Raw genomic sequence first — 14,514 nt, forward strand, 5'->3', positions numbered from 1 at the left:
TGGCAGCGGTGGCGGCGCGGCGCAGTTCGGCAGCGGCTTCGCGCTGGGCGGTCTCGAGGCCTTCGAGGCGAACCATCACGGTGCGCAGGGCCTGATCGACGGCATGGCTGGAATCGTCGCGGCTCTCGAGACGGTCCATCAGGTCGGACATGGTGCGCTCGATGGCGCTGAGGCGGCGCTCGATGCCGGGATCGTTGCCGCGATCCTCGAGCTGGCGCACGCTGTCTTCCAGGCGGACCATCGCTTCCATCGGCGATGGCGTCCGGCGCTGGTCTTCGATGGCGGCGAGGGCGCGGTCGAGGGCGCCGGCTTGGGCCTGGCTCGCCGTTTCGACGGTGCGCACCCGCTCGTCGAGCGTGCCGAGGCGGTTGTCGAGTGCCTGGGTCGCGGCCATGGCGTCCTGGCGGGCCTGGCTGACGCGTCCGGCGACGGTTTCGAGGTTGTCGGCGAGATTGGAAATCTGGCTCGCCGAGTGATTGGCGGTGGTCGTGATCTGGTCGGCGAGGCGCGACAGGCCGGTGTGCAGCGCCTTGACGGCATCGCGCAACCCCTCGCCGGTATCGCGTCCCTCCACCCGGTCGAGACGGTCGGCAAGATCGGAAACGTGCACGCCCATCTGATCGAAGGCCTGCGCCTGTTCGCGGGCGGCGATATTCATTTCCACGGCCGCCTTGCTCATCACCCGGTTGCTCTCGGTTTGCGAGCGTTCGGAGGCGTCGAGGCGGCGGGCCACGCCGCGCAGCTGATCTTCGATGCGGCGATAGACTTCGGCGGTTTCGGCTTCGCTGCGGGCGACATGCTCGAGCATGTCATCCGACTGGAACCGCTGGCGTTCCGGTTGGGGCCGGAGATCGCTGCGGTAAGACCACTGGCTCTTGGGTTCACTCATTTCCGAGAGTTCCGAAACGATACGACGCGTGAGCCATTCGCCCACCGATAGACCCTCCCGACGCGCGGCCGCGCGGGCGGCTTCACGGGCCTCGGTCGAAATCCCGGCGACACTCCATGGCAAATCAGGCCGCATCTCGTCTCTCGTAGCGGTTCCTCCCCCCACATAGGGTACTGGTGTCCACATGTGGTGTAAAGGAAAGCGGTGCAATGGAGGTGCCTGGACATCTTCCGCGACCCTCATCGCTAGAATCCACTTGGAGCAATTAAGACTCCGTTAGCGCTGCCGCCGCATTTTCGTTTCGGTGACGCCGGCGCGCGCCAATTCGGCGTCGATCTGGCCGGTGATCCAGGCGAACGCCATGCGGAAATCCGAGGCGAACGACCATACCGGATAGCGGAAGGTGGCGGGGCGGTTCTTTTCGATAAAGAAGTGCGCGATCCAGGCCGGACCGTAGCCGGCGACCGGCACCGCAATCAGGAACCACGGCCTACCCAAAACGACGCAGGCGGCGATGCCGGCCACGGCCATGAAGGTTCCGGCATAATGCAGCGCCCGGGTCCGCGGATCGGCGTGTTCGCTGAGATAGAACAGCCAGAACGCCTCGAAATCGGTGATGCGCGCTTCGTCCGCCATACGAGCTCCTAATGCGGCGGCAATGGCGCCGCCGGGGCCCCGATGCTGCCGCGCAGGTCCGGGGGCGTGGTCTTTTCCTTGCCTTCGCGCGGGCTCGGTACGGTCTGAACGTCCGATGGGGCCTGTTCGCTCTTGCCGCCCATGCCGAGATCGGTGGTGAAAATCTGAGCGACATAGATAGTGTCGGCGTTCACCGAGGCGCCGACGCCGCTGCGGTCGTAATCGGCGAAAGAGAGGTTCTCCAGGTGCGGCCGCGAGGCGGCCCAGGTCTCAACGAAGCGCTTGGCGAAGGCCTCCACGTCGATGTCCTGGCCGGGGACGAAGTGCTGGGCGGCGACGTTCTCACCGACCAGGCCCTGGAATTTGGCATCGGCGGCCATCAAAAGGCTGGCGGCGACGTGCGGATCGCCGCTTCCGGCAAAGGAGTTGGCCTTGGCCATGTCGGCGCTGCGCTTGCGGGCAACGTCGGCCAACTCCGGGTCGAGCGCCAGGACGCGGGCGTTGGGATCGGTCTTACGTCGGGTTTCGAGCACCAGGGCGAAGATCCGCTTTTCCAGGGCAGGCATCCGCGCTGCCGGATCGGGAGGCGTGGGGCCGAACAGGCTGGTGCATCCGGCCGCGGCCAGGGCGATAAACGCGCAAAGCGCTGCGCGAGCGATCAATCGTGTTGAATGCACCTCAATGCAGGAACTCGAATAAGCCCGCTGCTCCCATTCCGCCGCCGATACCCGCCGTAACGACGCCATATTTCACTTTACGCCGCCGGCCCTCCAATACCATGTGACCGGTCATCCGTGCGCCCGACATACCATACCGATGGCCGATGGAAATGGCTTTGCCGTCCACATTCAGCCGCTCCGGCGGTATGGCGATTTGCACGGCGAGTATAGGACCGGAGTGGCGAAGGCCTCATTAAGCTCCGACAGGTCGGTGTCGGAAGTTTTCCGACCGTGGCGTTCGCGCAACCGCGGCGGCTCAGGCGGCTTTGCCTTTGCGGGCGTGGATGCTGGCGAGGATTTCGCCGCGGAAGCAGAAATAGAAGACAACCAGCAGCACACCTTGCGCCACCGTCGGGCCGATCAGGGCGTAGATCGCCCAGAACTCGGCCGAGCAGAAGCCGAACCGCTCGAACGCGACGATGGCGAGATTGATGACGGCGAGCACGAACATCAGTGCGGCGTAGACATAGCCGGCGCGGACGATTTTGGCGTCGGGCAGGTTCTCGGTGACGATCGGGGGCAGGTAGGGCGCCATCCAGTCGCGCCGCAGCATGACGACGCCGAGCGCCAGCCACAGGATGGTCGGCTTGACCATGATGAAGTAGCGCGAGTGGAACAGGATGGTGGCGCCGCCGAACATGGAGATCAGCACCAGGCTGAGCCAATGCAGCGCCCCGATCGGCCTCTTGCGCAGTTTCATCAGTACGGTCTGGGCCAGCACCAGCGAGATGCCGCAGGCGGTCGCGAGTTCGATGTTGTGGGTGAAAAGGAAGAGCGCCACGAACACGAACGTCCCAAGCAGGTCCCGCACGATCGGTACGAGAGCCCTGAGGACAATCATGACAATTCCTTTATCTTCGTCCCACCAGCGGGACGGCGCCGCCGCGCCTGTCGATATAGGCGCCGAATTGCCAAGTAAAGGTAAGCGTTGCCGCGAAGAGGACGAGGGCGAGCACGCCCGACCAGCCGGGGGCGATCCGGTGCAGCACCACGCACGCGGCGCTGATGGCGGCCATGACGGCGTAGGTTGTGGCCCAGACCGAGGTCAAAAGGGTGTGGGCGCGGGCCACCAGCTGCGGCTCGAGGCGCGCCTTGAGCCAGCGGTATTGGGCGGTGAAGGGCTGGTGCGCGGCCATTGACCACAGGATCGCGGTGAGGAAGCCGGCCTCCAGCACCAGGGCGGATTTGGCGGCGTCGAAATCGGTGTCGACGAAAGCGGTGTAGAGTGCCAGGGTTCCGAACAGCACCAGTCCGGCGGCGTCGAACACGCGCACGGTGCGGGCGGCACCGAAGGCCAGCATGCCAACCGCGAAGGCGGCGGCGAAGGCCAGCCACAGCGCGAGGCTCACCGACAGCGGCGCCACGACAAAGAAAATGAGGGAGGGCAGGAAGGCCAGCATGCGCGGCCTTATTAGAGGTCTTGCCGTCGCAAGGGAACCGAGGCGACCGTCTGGGCAAAAGAAAACCGGGCGCCCCCGCGAAGGGGCACCCGGCTTTGACGTCGAATTTTACTGCGCGGCAGCGGCAGCCGGAGCGGCCGGGCGGCGGTTGAGATAGGTGTTCCACAGCTCCGCGACGCGGACCAGGGCCGGATCGCCGGTGAAGTTCGCCAGCGACTGCTTGGCGGCGGCTTCATTGCCCTGACGGACCTGCGCCATGGCGAGGACCAGCTTGGCTTCCGGGACATAGGCGCCGCCGGCGTTGACCGCGCTCTGGGCGGCGCGGGCGGCATCGGCATAGCGGCCGTAGCCGTAGTAGGCTTCGGCGACGCTGGTCAGCAGCTTGCTGTCCTTGGCGATCTTTTCGATCTGCGGCAGGGCGGGCTCGTCCTTCTTGGCGTCGGCGTTGGTCTTGGCGACGTTGGCGGCGACCTTGGCGGCGTTGAATGCGCCCTTGGCGATGCCCATTTGCAGGAAGGTGCGCTCGTCACCGAAAGCCTTGACGGCATCGGCGGCATCGGCCGCTTCGGCATAGTTCGACGGAGCCCATTCGGCGCCGACGACGAGACGCAGGCGGTAGATGTCGAGCGCGGCGATTTCGGCGGTGTTCTTGTTGCCCTTGGGCAGGAACTCCAGCGAGAAGTCGAGCAGGTACTTCCAGTCTTCCGGCTTGTTGTAGTCGCGGGCCATCAGCGTCAGGCCTTTGATCTCGTTGGCACGGTCCTTCAACTTGTCGTAGCCGAAGGTGAGGAGCTGATAGAGGCCGTACTGACCGAGCTTGCCCTGCGCCAGCGACATGTCGATGCCCTTCTGCGCGTAGAGGACGGTGTTGGCGTTGTCGTTGATGCCATAATAGTACTGGGCGATCGGCGCGTAGATGTCGGGGTTGGAGACGCCGTCTTTTTCCGCGACGGCGATCAGCTCGGCAACCAGCGGCCCGTTCTTGGCTTCGGCGGCCAGCTCGACGGCGCCGCCGATCAGGTTCTTGCGGTCATCCGGCGGAGTCGCGGGATTCCGAATCGTGGCGACGAAGGCTTCGCCGGCATGGACGCGGTCGTTGCTCTGATAGTAAGCGACACCGATGAAACGCTCGGCGAGGTACTTGTCGTAGTCGGTGGCGTCCGCGAGAGCCGTGACTTCCGAACACTTCGCGATGGCAGTGGGATAGTCCTTCGCATCCAGCGCCTTCTTGCACTCGCCGAGCGGCTTGGAGGCGGCCTTGCTGACTTTCGGGCCATCCGACTTGTCGGCAGCCTGGGCCGGGGTCGTCGCAACGGTCAGTGCAATCGCGCAGACCGGAAGGCAGGCGACCAGTGCGGCCCGCAACAAACTCTTGTTCATGGATTCCTCACCTAGCTGTAGCGCGAAGCACCGCGCGGCGCCCGCATCGCGCATCTTGAATTACTATGCAACTTTATTATGGCGAAGGACTGCGTCCAAAAGGCTAAAATGTGGATGTTGCGGCGCAATAACGCCGTCATCTCTCGCGGGTTGCCGTAAGCGCTTCTTAACCATGTGGTGCGAGCGTGGCCGCGGGCGCTTTGGGACCATGTCGATGGCCGAGTTTGTCTTGGGGTCGGTACAACTTGGGCTCGCCTATGGCGCCGCCAACCGGACCGGAAAGCCGGATCGAGAGGCCGCGTTGGCGCTGGTGCGCCGGGCCGCCGCATCCGGTGTTTGCCAATTCGACACCGCCCACGCCTATGGCGATGCCGAGGAGCGGCTCGGGGAAGCGCTGTCAGATCAACGGGTTTTTGTCGTCACCAAGCTCACCCCTGAGCTCGGCGCGTCGGCGGACGAGGCCATCGCGGCGGCAGAGGCGTCGGTGACGCAATCCTGTCACGCCCTGCGCACCGACCGGCTCGATTGCCTGTTGCTGCACCGGGCCAACCATCGCACGGCGTTCGGAGGCGCGATTTGGCAGCGGCTGAAGGACTATGTCGCGGCCGGCACCATCGGCCGCCTCGGCGTTTCGGTGCAGAGCCCGGCCGAACTGTCGGCGGCCCTGACCTGTCCCGACGTGCAGCACATCCAGATGCCGTTCAATCTGCTCGACTGGCGCTGGGATGACCTGATCGGCGACGTCACGGCGCGCCCCGATGTCGTCGTGCATGTGCGCAGCGTTTTCCTGCAGGGCCTGCTCGCCTGTGGCGATCCTGCACTGTGGCCGGCCGTGGAGGGCGTCGATCCCGCCTTTGTGCTGGGGATGATCGGCTGGCTCGTCGAGGACCTCGGTCGCGAGGATGCGGCGGATCTCTGTCTGGCGTATGTGCGCAGCCTGGATTTTGTCGCCGGCGTGGTGATCGGGCTCGAAACCGAAGCCCAGCTCGAGCGCAATCTGCGCCTCTACCGCAACCCTCCGCTGACATCCGATGAGCGCGAGTGTCTCGAAATCTGCCTGCCGCGCGTTCCCGAACAGCTTCTCAATCCCGCTTTATGGCCGAAAAAATGATGCCCGAATTGTTTCGCCTCGAAGGTGCCGTCGCATTCGTATCCGGAGCTGCCGGTCATCTCGGCCGCCCGATGGCGCGCGTGCTCGGCGAGGCCGGGGCCCAAGTTATCCTCAACGGCCGCACCGCGGCCAAGCTTGAGGCTTTCGCAGCGGAACTCGCGGTCGACGGCATTGCGTCCGAGGTCGCAACCTTCGATGTCGCCGACACCGCCGCGGTGCGCGCCTTCTTTGCCGGCCGCAAGCGGCTCGACGTGCTGGTCAACAACGCCATCCTGATGCAGGGCAAGCCGTTCGCGGCGCTGGAGCCGTCCGATTTCGCCACCACCTACATGTCGGGCGTGACGGCCGCGTTCGAAGCCGCCCGCGCCGCCTTGCCGGCGATGAAAAGGGCGGTGGCGGCAGCGGGCGAGGCGCGGATCGTCAACATTGCCTCGATGTACGCGAGCGTCGCGCCCGACAAGCGCATTTACGCCAAGCCCGAGCAGGCGAGTCCGTTCCATTACGGTCCCGCCAAGGCGGCCCTGCTGCAACTGACCCGCCATCTCGCGGCCGAACTGGCGGCGGAGAAAATTCGCGTCAATGCGCTGGTGCCGGGACCGTTTCCCCGGCCGCAGGTTTCCGAGGACGATCCGGCGTTTGCGGCGCGGCTGGCGGGCAAGACCATGCTCGGCCGTTTCGGGCGCGCCGACGAGATCGCCGGTCCGCTGCTGTTCCTGGCGACGAAAGCGTCGAGTTATGTGACAGGGGCGGCTCTTGCAGTCGATGGGGGCTGGACGGCATGGTAGCGTGACGCGTTAAGAAGGGACGACAAGGAGCGATGCCGTTGCCCTTTCTGTCCTCACTGATGCCCGCGCCGGACCACGCCAAATTGCTTGCCGAAAGACTGTCGCGGTTTTCGCTGCTCGCAGGATTGTCGGAAAACGCCCTCAAGCGGCTGATCGCCGAGGCGTGCTGGTTCGGCCTACCGGGCGGGGCGCAATTGAAGCGCGACAGCGACAACGAAACCGCCCTGTTTCTGGTCGTTACCGGCGCCCTCGGGGTGATGGTGGAAGATGCGCACGGGCAGCGCCGCCTCGTCGCCCAGGTGCCGCCGGGCGAGACGGTCGGCGAGGTCAGCCTGTTCACCGAAGAGCATTCCGCCGAACTCGTCGCCTTGCGCGACACCGAACTGATGCGCATCGGGCCCGAGGCGTTCGAGGCGTTGGTGGCAAAGCATCCGCGGGTGATGATCGACATGATGCGGGTGATGGCGCGCCGTCTGGTGGAAACCACCAAGGCACCGCGTGAGCAGATGCCCCGGACCTTCGCCATCGTGCCGCTGCAGGACGGTCTTGCCGACGAACCGGTCGCCCATCGCATCGCCGCCGCGCTGGTGGCGATGGGGGCCAAGGCGGCCGTGCTCGATGCTTCCGCGGCAGGCCAGTCGGCGGACTGGTTTCATACCTTCGAAGCGGCGCATGACGTGGTGATCTACCGCGGCGACGGCCCCGGCACGCCCTGGACCGAGACCGCGATCCGTCAGGCCGACCGCATCTGGCTGTTGGCGCGCGCCGACCGCGATCTGCCGCGCGATACCCTCCGCACCGCCAAGGAAAAGGTCTGCGGCCGGCCCGAACTGCTGCTGCTGCACACCAGTGGCGCCGCCGGCACCTTGCCCGAGCATTTCGCGCTCAAGAGCGGCCTGTTCGAATCCCATCACCACATCCGCCAGGATTATCCCGATGACATCGGCCGGCTGGCGCGCTGCGTCGCCGGGCGGGCGGTTGGCTTGGTGCTCGGCGGCGGCGGCGCTCGCGGCTTCGCCCATATCGGTGTCGTCAAGGCGCTGAAAGAGGCCGGTGTGCCGTTCGATTACCTCGGCGGGGTGTCGATGGGCGCGATCGTCGCTGCCGGGCTTGCCGCCGAATGGAGCATCGACGAACTGTCGGATCGCATGCGCGCCGTGTTCGTCACCGCCAAGCCGCTGTCCGATTACACCCTGCCGCTGATCGCACTGGTGCGCGGGCGCAAAGTGACCGAGCTGCTCCGCACGCATTTCGGGACGCTGCGGATCGAGGATCTGGCACGGCCGTATTTCTGCATCTCGTCCGATCTCACGACCGGGCGCATCCACGAGCATCGCGTCGGATTTTTGTGGCGGGCGTTGCGCGCCAGTGCGGCGCTGCCCGGCATCATGCCGCCAGTGAACCTGCGCGGCCACCTGCTCGTCGACGGTGGGGTGATGAACAACCTGCCGGTCGATCTGATGCGGGCCCGCCGCATCGGGCCACTGATTGCTTCCGACGTCACCGGCGAGATCGATTTTTCGGTGCACGACAGCCGCTACGGCGAGCGCCCGGTGTGGCGCCTGATCTGGCAGCGCATGCGCGGCACGCCGTCGATTTTCGACGTTTTGATGCGCACCGGCACGGTCGGCTCCGAAGCGCAGCGCCGCTTGGTCCGCGACGAGGCCGATTTCCTGTTCGAGCCGCCGCTGGAAAACCTTAACCCGCTCGATTGGAAAGCGTTCGACCGCGCCATCAGCGAGGGCTACGAACACGCCGCGCGCCAGATCGACAAGCACGGCATTCCGCTCACCACGCTGTGGTGCGATGGCCCCGCCGTCGCCGTCCCGCCGCGCTCAGGGCGGTAGCGTATCGGGCTTGGTGCCGGTCTTGAGGTTGCGGCCGCTGTAGAGGCGCTGGCCGAGGACCGCGATCACTACGCCGCCAATGAGCAAGGCCTTGGCGTGGAACGCATTGGGACAATGGGCGCCCCACAATTGCGCGATGTCGAAATAATCGGCGATGGCGAGCAGCCAGTCGCAGGTTGAGGCGATCATCAGCACGACGCCGATCGGCATCAGCACAAGTCCGGACACGCGGCGCAACAGCATCAGATACTGTTCTGCATCATCATCGGATTGGCCGGGGCGGCGCCGACGAGATAGTGCGAATGGCCATCGGAATCGACCAGCACCAGCGATTTGATCTTGGTCTCGGATTTGGTGATATCGAGTTCGGCGTTGATCTCGGCTTCGCCGTTGGAGCCGACCATCTTCAGCGAGTAGCTGGCAGTGCCGCCTTTGCCGGTGGAGAAATCGTAGGTCTGGCGGTTGACCGCCATCACCTTGATGTCATGGCCGAGCACGCCGACGGCTTCGTCGTTGGCGCGGACCGCGGCGGCGATGGTCTGGATGCGCGGATCGTCGGAAAAGCCCTTGTAAAGATACCAGGCGCCATAGCTGAAAACGGCCGCGATCACGACCGCAACGGCGATCAGCGTTCCCAGGCAGCCCCACAGGCAGCCCTTGTGCGAGCGTGGCGGCGGCAGTTCCTGTTCGGTGTACGGGTCCATGTTTCCCCCGAGAGAGCTGGGCGCCTAGAAAAGCGCGTGCCGGCGATTGCCGCAAGGGCGCTGCGCCGGTTTGACTATGGCGGCAAATCTCCTGCCAAATTCTATCTTCTGGCGACGAAAGTGGCGGCTCGACCGTGACAATGCCGCGCCGCGGCGCGATCATCGTGACACAGATCTGGCGTCCCAAGGCTCTGCTATCGTTCCAGAACACGAATTGGTCGTCCGTTCCCATGGCAAATGCACCCGTCGATGAAACCCCGCTCGAGGCCGCGCTGCGCCTGCTGGACGAGAACCGTCCCAACGAGGCGGCGGCGCTGCTCGAAGCCTTGCTGGCCGAGGGTCGCGGCGGCCTCTTCGCGCGGCTGACGCTGGCGCGCGCGCTCACCGCGGCAGACCGCGCTGAAGACGCCCTGGCGGTGGCGCGCGAGACCGCCGCACTCCACTCTGATGTCGGCGAAGCGGCGTTGGGGCTGGGGGCGGCGCTGTTGGCGCAGGAGCAGCTTCCCGCCGCGATTGCCGAATTCCAGCGGGCGCTGCGGCTCGATCCGGGCAACGGCGAGGCGCGCTATCTGCTCGGCTGTGCCTGGCTCGAAGCGGGCGAGGCCGATCCGGCACTGGCGGCGTTCGAGGTCCTCGACGACATGCCCGGCCTGACGGACCGCATCGCCGAAGCCGAAGCGATGAAGGCGCGGCCGCGCTCCGATGCCGGTTATGTCCGCCACCTGTTCGATCAGTTTTCGTCGGATTACGACGCCCGCATGCTGGGCCAGCTGTCGTATCGCGCGCCGGTGATCCTCAGCGATCTGGCGGCGCTGGTGCTGCCCGGGCGCGAAGGGCTGGCGGTGCTCGATCTCGGCTGCGGTACCGGGCTTTCCGGCGCAGCGTTCAAATCGCGGGCGGCGCGGCTGGTCGGCGTCGACCTCAGTCCGGCGATGCTGGCCAAGGCGCAGGCGCGCGGCGTCTACGATGATCTGTCGGTCGCCGATATCGAATCCGGATTGGGCGAGGTTGCGTACGATCTCGTCATCGCTGCCGACACACTGGTGTATCTCGGCGATCTTGCGGCGGTGTTCCGCTCTGTCGCCGCGGCGCTGCGGCCCCAAGGCACCTTCCTCTTCACCGTGGAAGCCAAGGACGATGATGGTTTCGAACTCGGTCCCAAGCGCCGCTGGCGCCATTCCGAGCGCTATCTGAAAGCGCTTGCGGCGCGCCATGGTTTCACGGTCGCCGGTTTCGTCGGCTGCACGCCGCGCCACGAAGCCCATGTTCCGGTCAACGGCTTTGCGGTGGCCCTGACGCGGGCGACGGAGGCATAGATGGTACGCCGAATCGGCGTTCTGGTGTTCGATGACGTCGAAGAACTCGATTTCACCGGTCCGTGGGAAGTCTTCACCATGGCCAACGAGGTCGCAGCCCATCGCGGTCTGCCGCCGGTGCACGAGGTCACGCTGATTGCCGGGCGGCCCGGTCCGGTGCGCTGCGCCAAGGGCCTGCGCGTGATCCCCGATCGCCTCACCGCCGATTGCGATTCGCTCGACATCCTGCTGGTGCCGGGCGGGCAGGGTACGCGGCGCGAAGCGCACAATCCGGCGCTGATGACATGGATTGCGACAATCGCAGCGGGCGCCGAATGGGTCACCAGCGTCTGCACCGGCGCCTTGCTGCTTTGTGTCGCCGGTCCGGCCAAGGGTAAGCGCGTGACCACGCATTGGGCCTTTGTCGAAACCCTGAGCGCGCGCGGCGAGGCGGCGGAGGTCGTGGCGGATCGCCGTTATGTTCGCGACGGAAATGTGGTTACCGCCGCAGGCGTTTCGGCTGGGATCGACATGGCTTTATGGTTGACGGGCGAGCTTCACGGCCGCGAATTTGCGGCCCAGGTTCGCCGGGCGATGGAATACGACCCGATGCCGCCGGAATAGGCATTGGCGCAGATGCATGCTACGGGCGTCCTCGGCGCATCGAAAGTGCCGCGTCTCGCCGCTTTGTCCGTTCGGCCATTCTGTGCTTATCTCGGGTCAGGTTGGGGACGTAACCACCTTCAGGGGAGTTTCAGGATCATGTTGAAGAGCGTTTGTTTGGTTGGTGCATTTGTCTTGCTCGCCGTTCCTGCGTTGGCCGATACGCCGTGCGGTACGACTCCGCTTGCTGATGTGGTTCCGACCCCCGACGCCGTGTCCGGCAAGACGGCCGAAGAGGCCTCGGCGATCCGTCATCAGGCCTTGGTCGATGTGAAGACCTATCAGGGCAAGCTGAAGACGTTCCGCGAATGCCTCGTTTCGCAGAGCAATGCCCTCAAGGCGACCATCGACACCGCCAAGGATGACGCGGCCAAGAAGCGAATTCTGGAGCAGATGGCCGATTTGCAGAGCGTCAATGACCACTCGGTCGACGACGAGACCAAGGTCGTCAACGATTTCATCGCCCTGCAGACCGCCGCCTGCAAGATCATGAACTGCACGGCGCCGAAGAAGTAAGTCCGGCGTCCCTGTCGTTTTGCCCAATGCCCCGGTCGGGTTCCCTGGCCGGGGCTTTGGCGTATGGGCCCGGGACGACCGGCGTCGAATCACTTATCATCCGCCGGCATGATTGAGCCGGATATGACGACCAAGCGGTCCGAACGGCGCGCGCGCGAACATCTGGCGACGCGGGCTTCGATTCTCGATGCGGCACGGCGGGTGGCGGCGCGCGATGGCGCCCGCGACATGAGCCTGCGCGGCGTGGCGGCCGAGGCAGGCTTCGCGCCCGCCGCCCTCTACAGCTATTTCACCGGCAAGGACGAGTTGCTCCTGGCGCTGGCGGCCGAGGACCTCAGTGCCATTGCCCGGGCGATGCGCGGGGCGGCGGCGGGATGCGAGGGCAAGGGCAAGCTGGCGGCGGCCGCGAGCGCCGCGCTCGATCTGCTTTCCACCACCGAAACCATCGCCGCGGGTTCGGCGGCGTTGCCGGCCAATGCCGGCACCGGCGAAGCGGAGCGCTTGTTCAACGGCCGCATGATCGCGGCGCTGAAGGTGCTGTCCGATATCTCGGGGCAAAGTTCCGACAGTCGCCAGGCGCAGTGCGACGTGCTGTTGATGGGGGCCGCCCTCAGCGGCTTGGCGCTGCTGTCGCGTGCCGGCCGCCTCGACGTGCTCGGTTTCTCGATCGAGGAAGTCCTGGCCCGGTTGGAAGCCCGTTTTTCGTAGCGGCAACCGCGAAAGAAGACGTTTCTATCGCGTACAAATCGCTTTGCAGCGGCGCCAAAAGCCGCTGAAATCGCCTTCGCAACCCCACGCGCGAAGGACTCCATGGACAACATCCGCCACACCGGCCTCGAAACGCCCTCCGGCCTCGGCAGCAATGCCGTGCGCGATGTCGGCGGCGCCCTCAATGCGCTGCTGGCCGACGTTTTCACGCTTTATCTCAAGACCAAGAACTTCCACTGGCACATGTCGGGTTCGCACTTCCGCGATTACCATCTGTTGCTCGACGAACAGTCCGACCAGATCTTCGCCATGACCGATGCCGTCGCCGAGCGGGTGCGGAAGATCGGCGGGCCGACGCTGAAATCGATCGGCCACATCGCCCGGCTGCAGCGCATCGCCGACAACGACGCCGACTTCGTCACCCCGCTCGACATGCTGGCCGAACTCAAGGACGACAACCAGCGCCTCGCCAGCGCCATGCGCGAGACCCACGGCATCTGCGACGAAGCCGGCGACGTCGCCACCGCCAGCCTTTTGGAAGTCTGGATCGACGAAACCGAGAAGCGCATCTGGTTTCTCTACGAAAGTTCGCGTCGGGCCGAGAACACCTGACCATGATCGAGCTCGTCATCACCGCGCGGAAGAAGGACCTCGGCGGCGGCCTCGAGGTGGGGCGGGTACTGCCGTTTCCGACGCGGCGGATGGTGGGCCCGTTCGTCTTCCTCGATCACATGGGGCCGGCCGATTTCGCGCAGGGCGAGGGCGTCGATGTGCGCCCTCATCCCCACATCGGGCTCGCCACCGTGACCTATCTGTTCGAGGGCGATCTGCTGCATCACGACAATCTCGGCACCGTGCAGGCGATCCTGCCGGGCGAGGTCAATTGGATGACCGCCGGCCGCGGCATCGTCCATTCCGAGCGCACCCGGCCCGCGGTCCGGGCCAAGGGCATCCGCATGGACGGCATCCAGGCCTGGGTGGCGCTGCCGGACGAGGCCGAAGAAACCGCGCCCGCCTTCGCCCATATCGACGCCCTGCCCGAGTTTGCCGAAGGCGGCGTCGTCGGCACGCTGATCGCGGGCCATTTCTTCGGATTGACCGCCGGTGCGGTGCTGTCGCCGCTGTTCTATGTCCACCTCGAAATGGGCCCCGGCACCCGCTTCACCTTGCCCGACGAGCATCGCGAACGCGCCGCCTATGTCGCCCGCGGCTCGGTTGAGGCCGACGGCGTCGCCATTCCCGCCGGCCACATGGCGGTGTTCGCGCCTGGCTTGGCCCGCATCGAGGCCGGCGAGCATCCCGCCCGGGTCATGCTCCTCGGCGGCGAGCCGCTGGGCCGGCGCCACATCTGGTGGAATTTCGTCTCCTCGCGCCTCGACCGGATCGAACAGGCCAAGGCCGACTGGCGCGCCGGCCGCATGCCCCTGCCGCCCTCCGACGCCGCCGAGTTCATCCCCCTGCCGCCCGATCCCCCGCAGCCTGCCCCGACCGACCCGGTTTAGCGCTCTCCGAGCCACTGCGTCACCCAAGGTGCCCGGCGCCGCACCCGCGCGGGAATCGTGTTGCGACCATGTGGGCGCCGGGCCGCGAAGGGCGACGCTGGCGCCGCCGTTGAAAGCGTGGGGGAGAGTCCTTATGGTCCGCCGCCTCTTTGGGGCGTCGCCAAGTGGTAAGGCACCGGATTTTGATTCCGGCATTCCCAGGTTCGAATCCTGGCGCCCCAGCCATCCTTCCCGCATCACGCGAGGGACGGATGCCCCGCGCTCCATCGCGCTCACCCCTTCACCCCATCGCTTCGGTTTCATCGACCGTGATCCCGCGCATCCGGGCGGCATCGCGCGCCGGCGGCAGGCCGAACAGG

Annotated in this window: 17 protein-coding genes, 1 tRNA gene and 1 pseudogene; 10 read left to right on the forward strand and 9 right to left on the reverse strand. The window is 66.0% G+C overall.

The features are described from left to right. The 7 genes and pseudogenes from AC1P6P_RS00590 to AC1P6P_RS00620 form a co-directional block, all read right to left on the reverse strand. Nucleotides 1–889 (reverse strand): hypothetical protein (locus AC1P6P_RS00590; RefSeq protein WP_481400491.1); only part of this gene is annotated, 889 nt, incomplete at its 3' end. A gap of 276 nt (nucleotides 890–1,165) precedes the next feature. Then, a complete protein-coding gene (locus AC1P6P_RS00595; protein ID WP_481400492.1) occupies nucleotides 1,166–1,525 on the reverse strand; it encodes an Mpo1-like protein in 360 nt (119 codons plus the stop codon). An 8-nt stretch (nucleotides 1,526–1,533) separates the two neighbouring features. Continuing rightward, on the reverse strand, nucleotides 1,534–2,091 hold the full coding sequence (locus AC1P6P_RS00600) for a CAP domain-containing protein (RefSeq protein WP_481400493.1): 558 nt from the start codon (nucleotides 2,089–2,091) through the stop codon (nucleotides 1,534–1,536). A 112-nt stretch (nucleotides 2,092–2,203) separates the two neighbouring features. Then, a pseudogene (locus AC1P6P_RS00605) lies at nucleotides 2,204–2,496 on the reverse strand (acetyl-CoA C-acyltransferase); the annotation flags it as partial. A 4-nt stretch (nucleotides 2,497–2,500) separates the two neighbouring features. Next, nucleotides 2,501–3,085, reverse strand: a complete 585-nt coding sequence (locus AC1P6P_RS00610; RefSeq protein ID WP_481400494.1) for an inner membrane-spanning protein YciB — start codon at nucleotides 3,083–3,085, stop codon at nucleotides 2,501–2,503. A gap of 10 nt (nucleotides 3,086–3,095) precedes the next feature. Further along, on the reverse strand, nucleotides 3,096–3,644 hold the full coding sequence (locus AC1P6P_RS00615; RefSeq protein ID WP_481400495.1) for a hypothetical protein: 549 nt from the start codon (nucleotides 3,642–3,644) through the stop codon (nucleotides 3,096–3,098). 108 nt (nucleotides 3,645–3,752) lie between these two features. Further along, nucleotides 3,753–5,024 (reverse strand): hypothetical protein, encoded by a 1,272-nt coding sequence (locus tag AC1P6P_RS00620; protein ID WP_481400496.1) that lies wholly within the window; start codon nucleotides 5,022–5,024, stop codon nucleotides 3,753–3,755. Between the two features lie 214 nt (nucleotides 5,025–5,238). Here AC1P6P_RS00620 and AC1P6P_RS00625 point away from each other — a divergent pair, with 214 nt between their 5' ends. Genes AC1P6P_RS00625 through AC1P6P_RS00635 form a run of 3 tightly spaced genes read left to right on the forward strand, consistent with a single transcriptional unit; the run spans nucleotide 5,239 to nucleotide 8,767 of the window. Beyond that, nucleotides 5,239–6,135: an aldo/keto reductase gene (locus AC1P6P_RS00625; protein WP_481400497.1), complete on the forward strand. Its 897-nt coding sequence runs from the start codon at nucleotides 5,239–5,241 to the stop codon at nucleotides 6,133–6,135. Next, nucleotides 6,135–6,920: an SDR family NAD(P)-dependent oxidoreductase gene (locus AC1P6P_RS00630; RefSeq protein ID WP_481400498.1), complete on the forward strand. Its 786-nt coding sequence runs from the start codon at nucleotides 6,135–6,137 to the stop codon at nucleotides 6,918–6,920. The genes AC1P6P_RS00625 and AC1P6P_RS00630 overlap by 1 nt, the downstream gene beginning before the upstream one ends. 32 nt (nucleotides 6,921–6,952) lie before the next feature. After that, on the forward strand, nucleotides 6,953–8,767 hold the full coding sequence (locus AC1P6P_RS00635) for a patatin-like phospholipase family protein (protein ID WP_481400499.1): 1,815 nt from the start codon (nucleotides 6,953–6,955) through the stop codon (nucleotides 8,765–8,767). On the opposite strand, the gene AC1P6P_RS00640 is transcribed toward AC1P6P_RS00635, so the two are convergent. Beyond that, complete coding sequence (locus tag AC1P6P_RS00640) at nucleotides 8,756–9,010, reverse strand: hypothetical protein (protein ID WP_481400500.1); 255 nt, start codon at nucleotides 9,008–9,010, stop codon at nucleotides 8,756–8,758. The genes AC1P6P_RS00635 and AC1P6P_RS00640 overlap by 12 nt on opposite strands. Beyond that, nucleotides 9,010–9,471, reverse strand: a complete 462-nt coding sequence (locus AC1P6P_RS00645) for a hypothetical protein (protein ID WP_481400501.1) — start codon at nucleotides 9,469–9,471, stop codon at nucleotides 9,010–9,012. Before AC1P6P_RS00645 ends, AC1P6P_RS00640 begins: the two co-directional genes overlap by 1 nt. Before the next feature lie 230 nt (nucleotides 9,472–9,701). Between AC1P6P_RS00645 and AC1P6P_RS00650 the strand changes: the two genes are divergently transcribed. From AC1P6P_RS00650 to AC1P6P_RS00680, 7 genes are all read left to right on the forward strand, one after another. Further along, nucleotides 9,702–10,787 carry a class I SAM-dependent DNA methyltransferase gene (locus AC1P6P_RS00650; protein ID WP_481400502.1) on the forward strand — a complete coding sequence of 362 codons (1,086 nt, stop codon included), beginning with the start codon at nucleotides 9,702–9,704 and terminating at the stop codon, nucleotides 10,785–10,787. Continuing rightward, the gene (locus AC1P6P_RS00655) at nucleotides 10,788–11,390 is read left to right on the forward strand and encodes a DJ-1/PfpI family protein (RefSeq protein ID WP_481400503.1); all 603 of its coding nucleotides are present in this window, start codon (nucleotides 10,788–10,790) and stop codon (nucleotides 11,388–11,390) included. A gap of 138 nt (nucleotides 11,391–11,528) precedes the next feature. Beyond that, the gene (locus AC1P6P_RS00660) at nucleotides 11,529–11,945 is read left to right on the forward strand and encodes a hypothetical protein (protein WP_481400504.1); all 417 of its coding nucleotides are present in this window, start codon (nucleotides 11,529–11,531) and stop codon (nucleotides 11,943–11,945) included. 123 nt (nucleotides 11,946–12,068) lie between these two features. Then, nucleotides 12,069–12,653, forward strand: coding sequence for a TetR family transcriptional regulator (locus AC1P6P_RS00665; protein WP_481400505.1), 585 nt, complete (start codon nucleotides 12,069–12,071; stop codon nucleotides 12,651–12,653). 102 nt (nucleotides 12,654–12,755) lie between these two features. Further along, entirely contained in the window at nucleotides 12,756–13,265 is a 510-nt protein-coding gene (locus AC1P6P_RS00670; RefSeq protein ID WP_481400506.1) for a Dps family protein, read from the forward strand. A gap of 2 nt (nucleotides 13,266–13,267) precedes the next feature. Further along, nucleotides 13,268–14,155, forward strand: coding sequence for a pirin family protein (locus AC1P6P_RS00675; protein WP_481400507.1), 888 nt, complete (start codon nucleotides 13,268–13,270; stop codon nucleotides 14,153–14,155). A gap of 150 nt (nucleotides 14,156–14,305) precedes the next feature. Continuing rightward, a tRNA-Gln gene (locus AC1P6P_RS00680) sits at nucleotides 14,306–14,380 on the forward strand. The last annotated feature ends 134 nt before the right edge of the window (nucleotides 14,381–14,514 follow it).

The sequence above is a fragment of the Rhizomicrobium sp. genome (assembly GCF_056722145.1).

Bases quoted from the DNA above. Each gene is read 5' to 3' on its own strand.
- AC1P6P_RS00655 (WP_481400503.1), top strand. From the start codon at position 10,788: ATGGTACGCCGAATCGGCGTTCTGGTGTTCGATGACGTCGAAGAACTC.
- AC1P6P_RS00650 (WP_481400502.1), top strand. From the start codon at position 9,702: ATGGCAAATGCACCCGTCGATGAAACCCCGCTCGAGGCCGCGCTGCGC.
- AC1P6P_RS00640 (WP_481400500.1), bottom strand. From the start codon at position 9,010: ATGCTGTTGCGCCGCGTGTCCGGACTTGTGCTGATGCCGATCGGCGTC.
- AC1P6P_RS00660 (WP_481400504.1), top strand. From the start codon at position 11,529: ATGTTGAAGAGCGTTTGTTTGGTTGGTGCATTTGTCTTGCTCGCCGTT.
- AC1P6P_RS00595 (WP_481400492.1), bottom strand. From the start codon at position 1,525: ATGGCGGACGAAGCGCGCATCACCGATTTCGAGGCGTTCTGGCTGTTC.
- AC1P6P_RS00600 (WP_481400493.1), bottom strand. From the start codon at position 2,091: ATGCCTGCCCTGGAAAAGCGGATCTTCGCCCTGGTGCTCGAAACCCGA.
- AC1P6P_RS00635 (WP_481400499.1), top strand. From the start codon at position 6,953: ATGCCGTTGCCCTTTCTGTCCTCACTGATGCCCGCGCCGGACCACGCC.
- AC1P6P_RS00615 (WP_481400495.1), bottom strand. From the start codon at position 3,644: ATGCTGGCCTTCCTGCCCTCCCTCATTTTCTTTGTCGTGGCGCCGCTG.
- AC1P6P_RS00625 (WP_481400497.1), top strand. From the start codon at position 5,239: ATGGCCGAGTTTGTCTTGGGGTCGGTACAACTTGGGCTCGCCTATGGC.
- AC1P6P_RS00675 (WP_481400507.1), top strand. From the start codon at position 13,268: ATGATCGAGCTCGTCATCACCGCGCGGAAGAAGGACCTCGGCGGCGGC.
- AC1P6P_RS00645 (WP_481400501.1), bottom strand. From the start codon at position 9,471: ATGGACCCGTACACCGAACAGGAACTGCCGCCGCCACGCTCGCACAAG.
- AC1P6P_RS00620 (WP_481400496.1), bottom strand. From the start codon at position 5,024: ATGAACAAGAGTTTGTTGCGGGCCGCACTGGTCGCCTGCCTTCCGGTC.
- AC1P6P_RS00630 (WP_481400498.1), top strand. From the start codon at position 6,135: ATGCCCGAATTGTTTCGCCTCGAAGGTGCCGTCGCATTCGTATCCGGA.
- AC1P6P_RS00610 (WP_481400494.1), bottom strand. From the start codon at position 3,085: ATGATTGTCCTCAGGGCTCTCGTACCGATCGTGCGGGACCTGCTTGGG.
- AC1P6P_RS00670 (WP_481400506.1), top strand. From the start codon at position 12,756: ATGGACAACATCCGCCACACCGGCCTCGAAACGCCCTCCGGCCTCGGC.
- AC1P6P_RS00665 (WP_481400505.1), top strand. From the start codon at position 12,069: ATGACGACCAAGCGGTCCGAACGGCGCGCGCGCGAACATCTGGCGACG.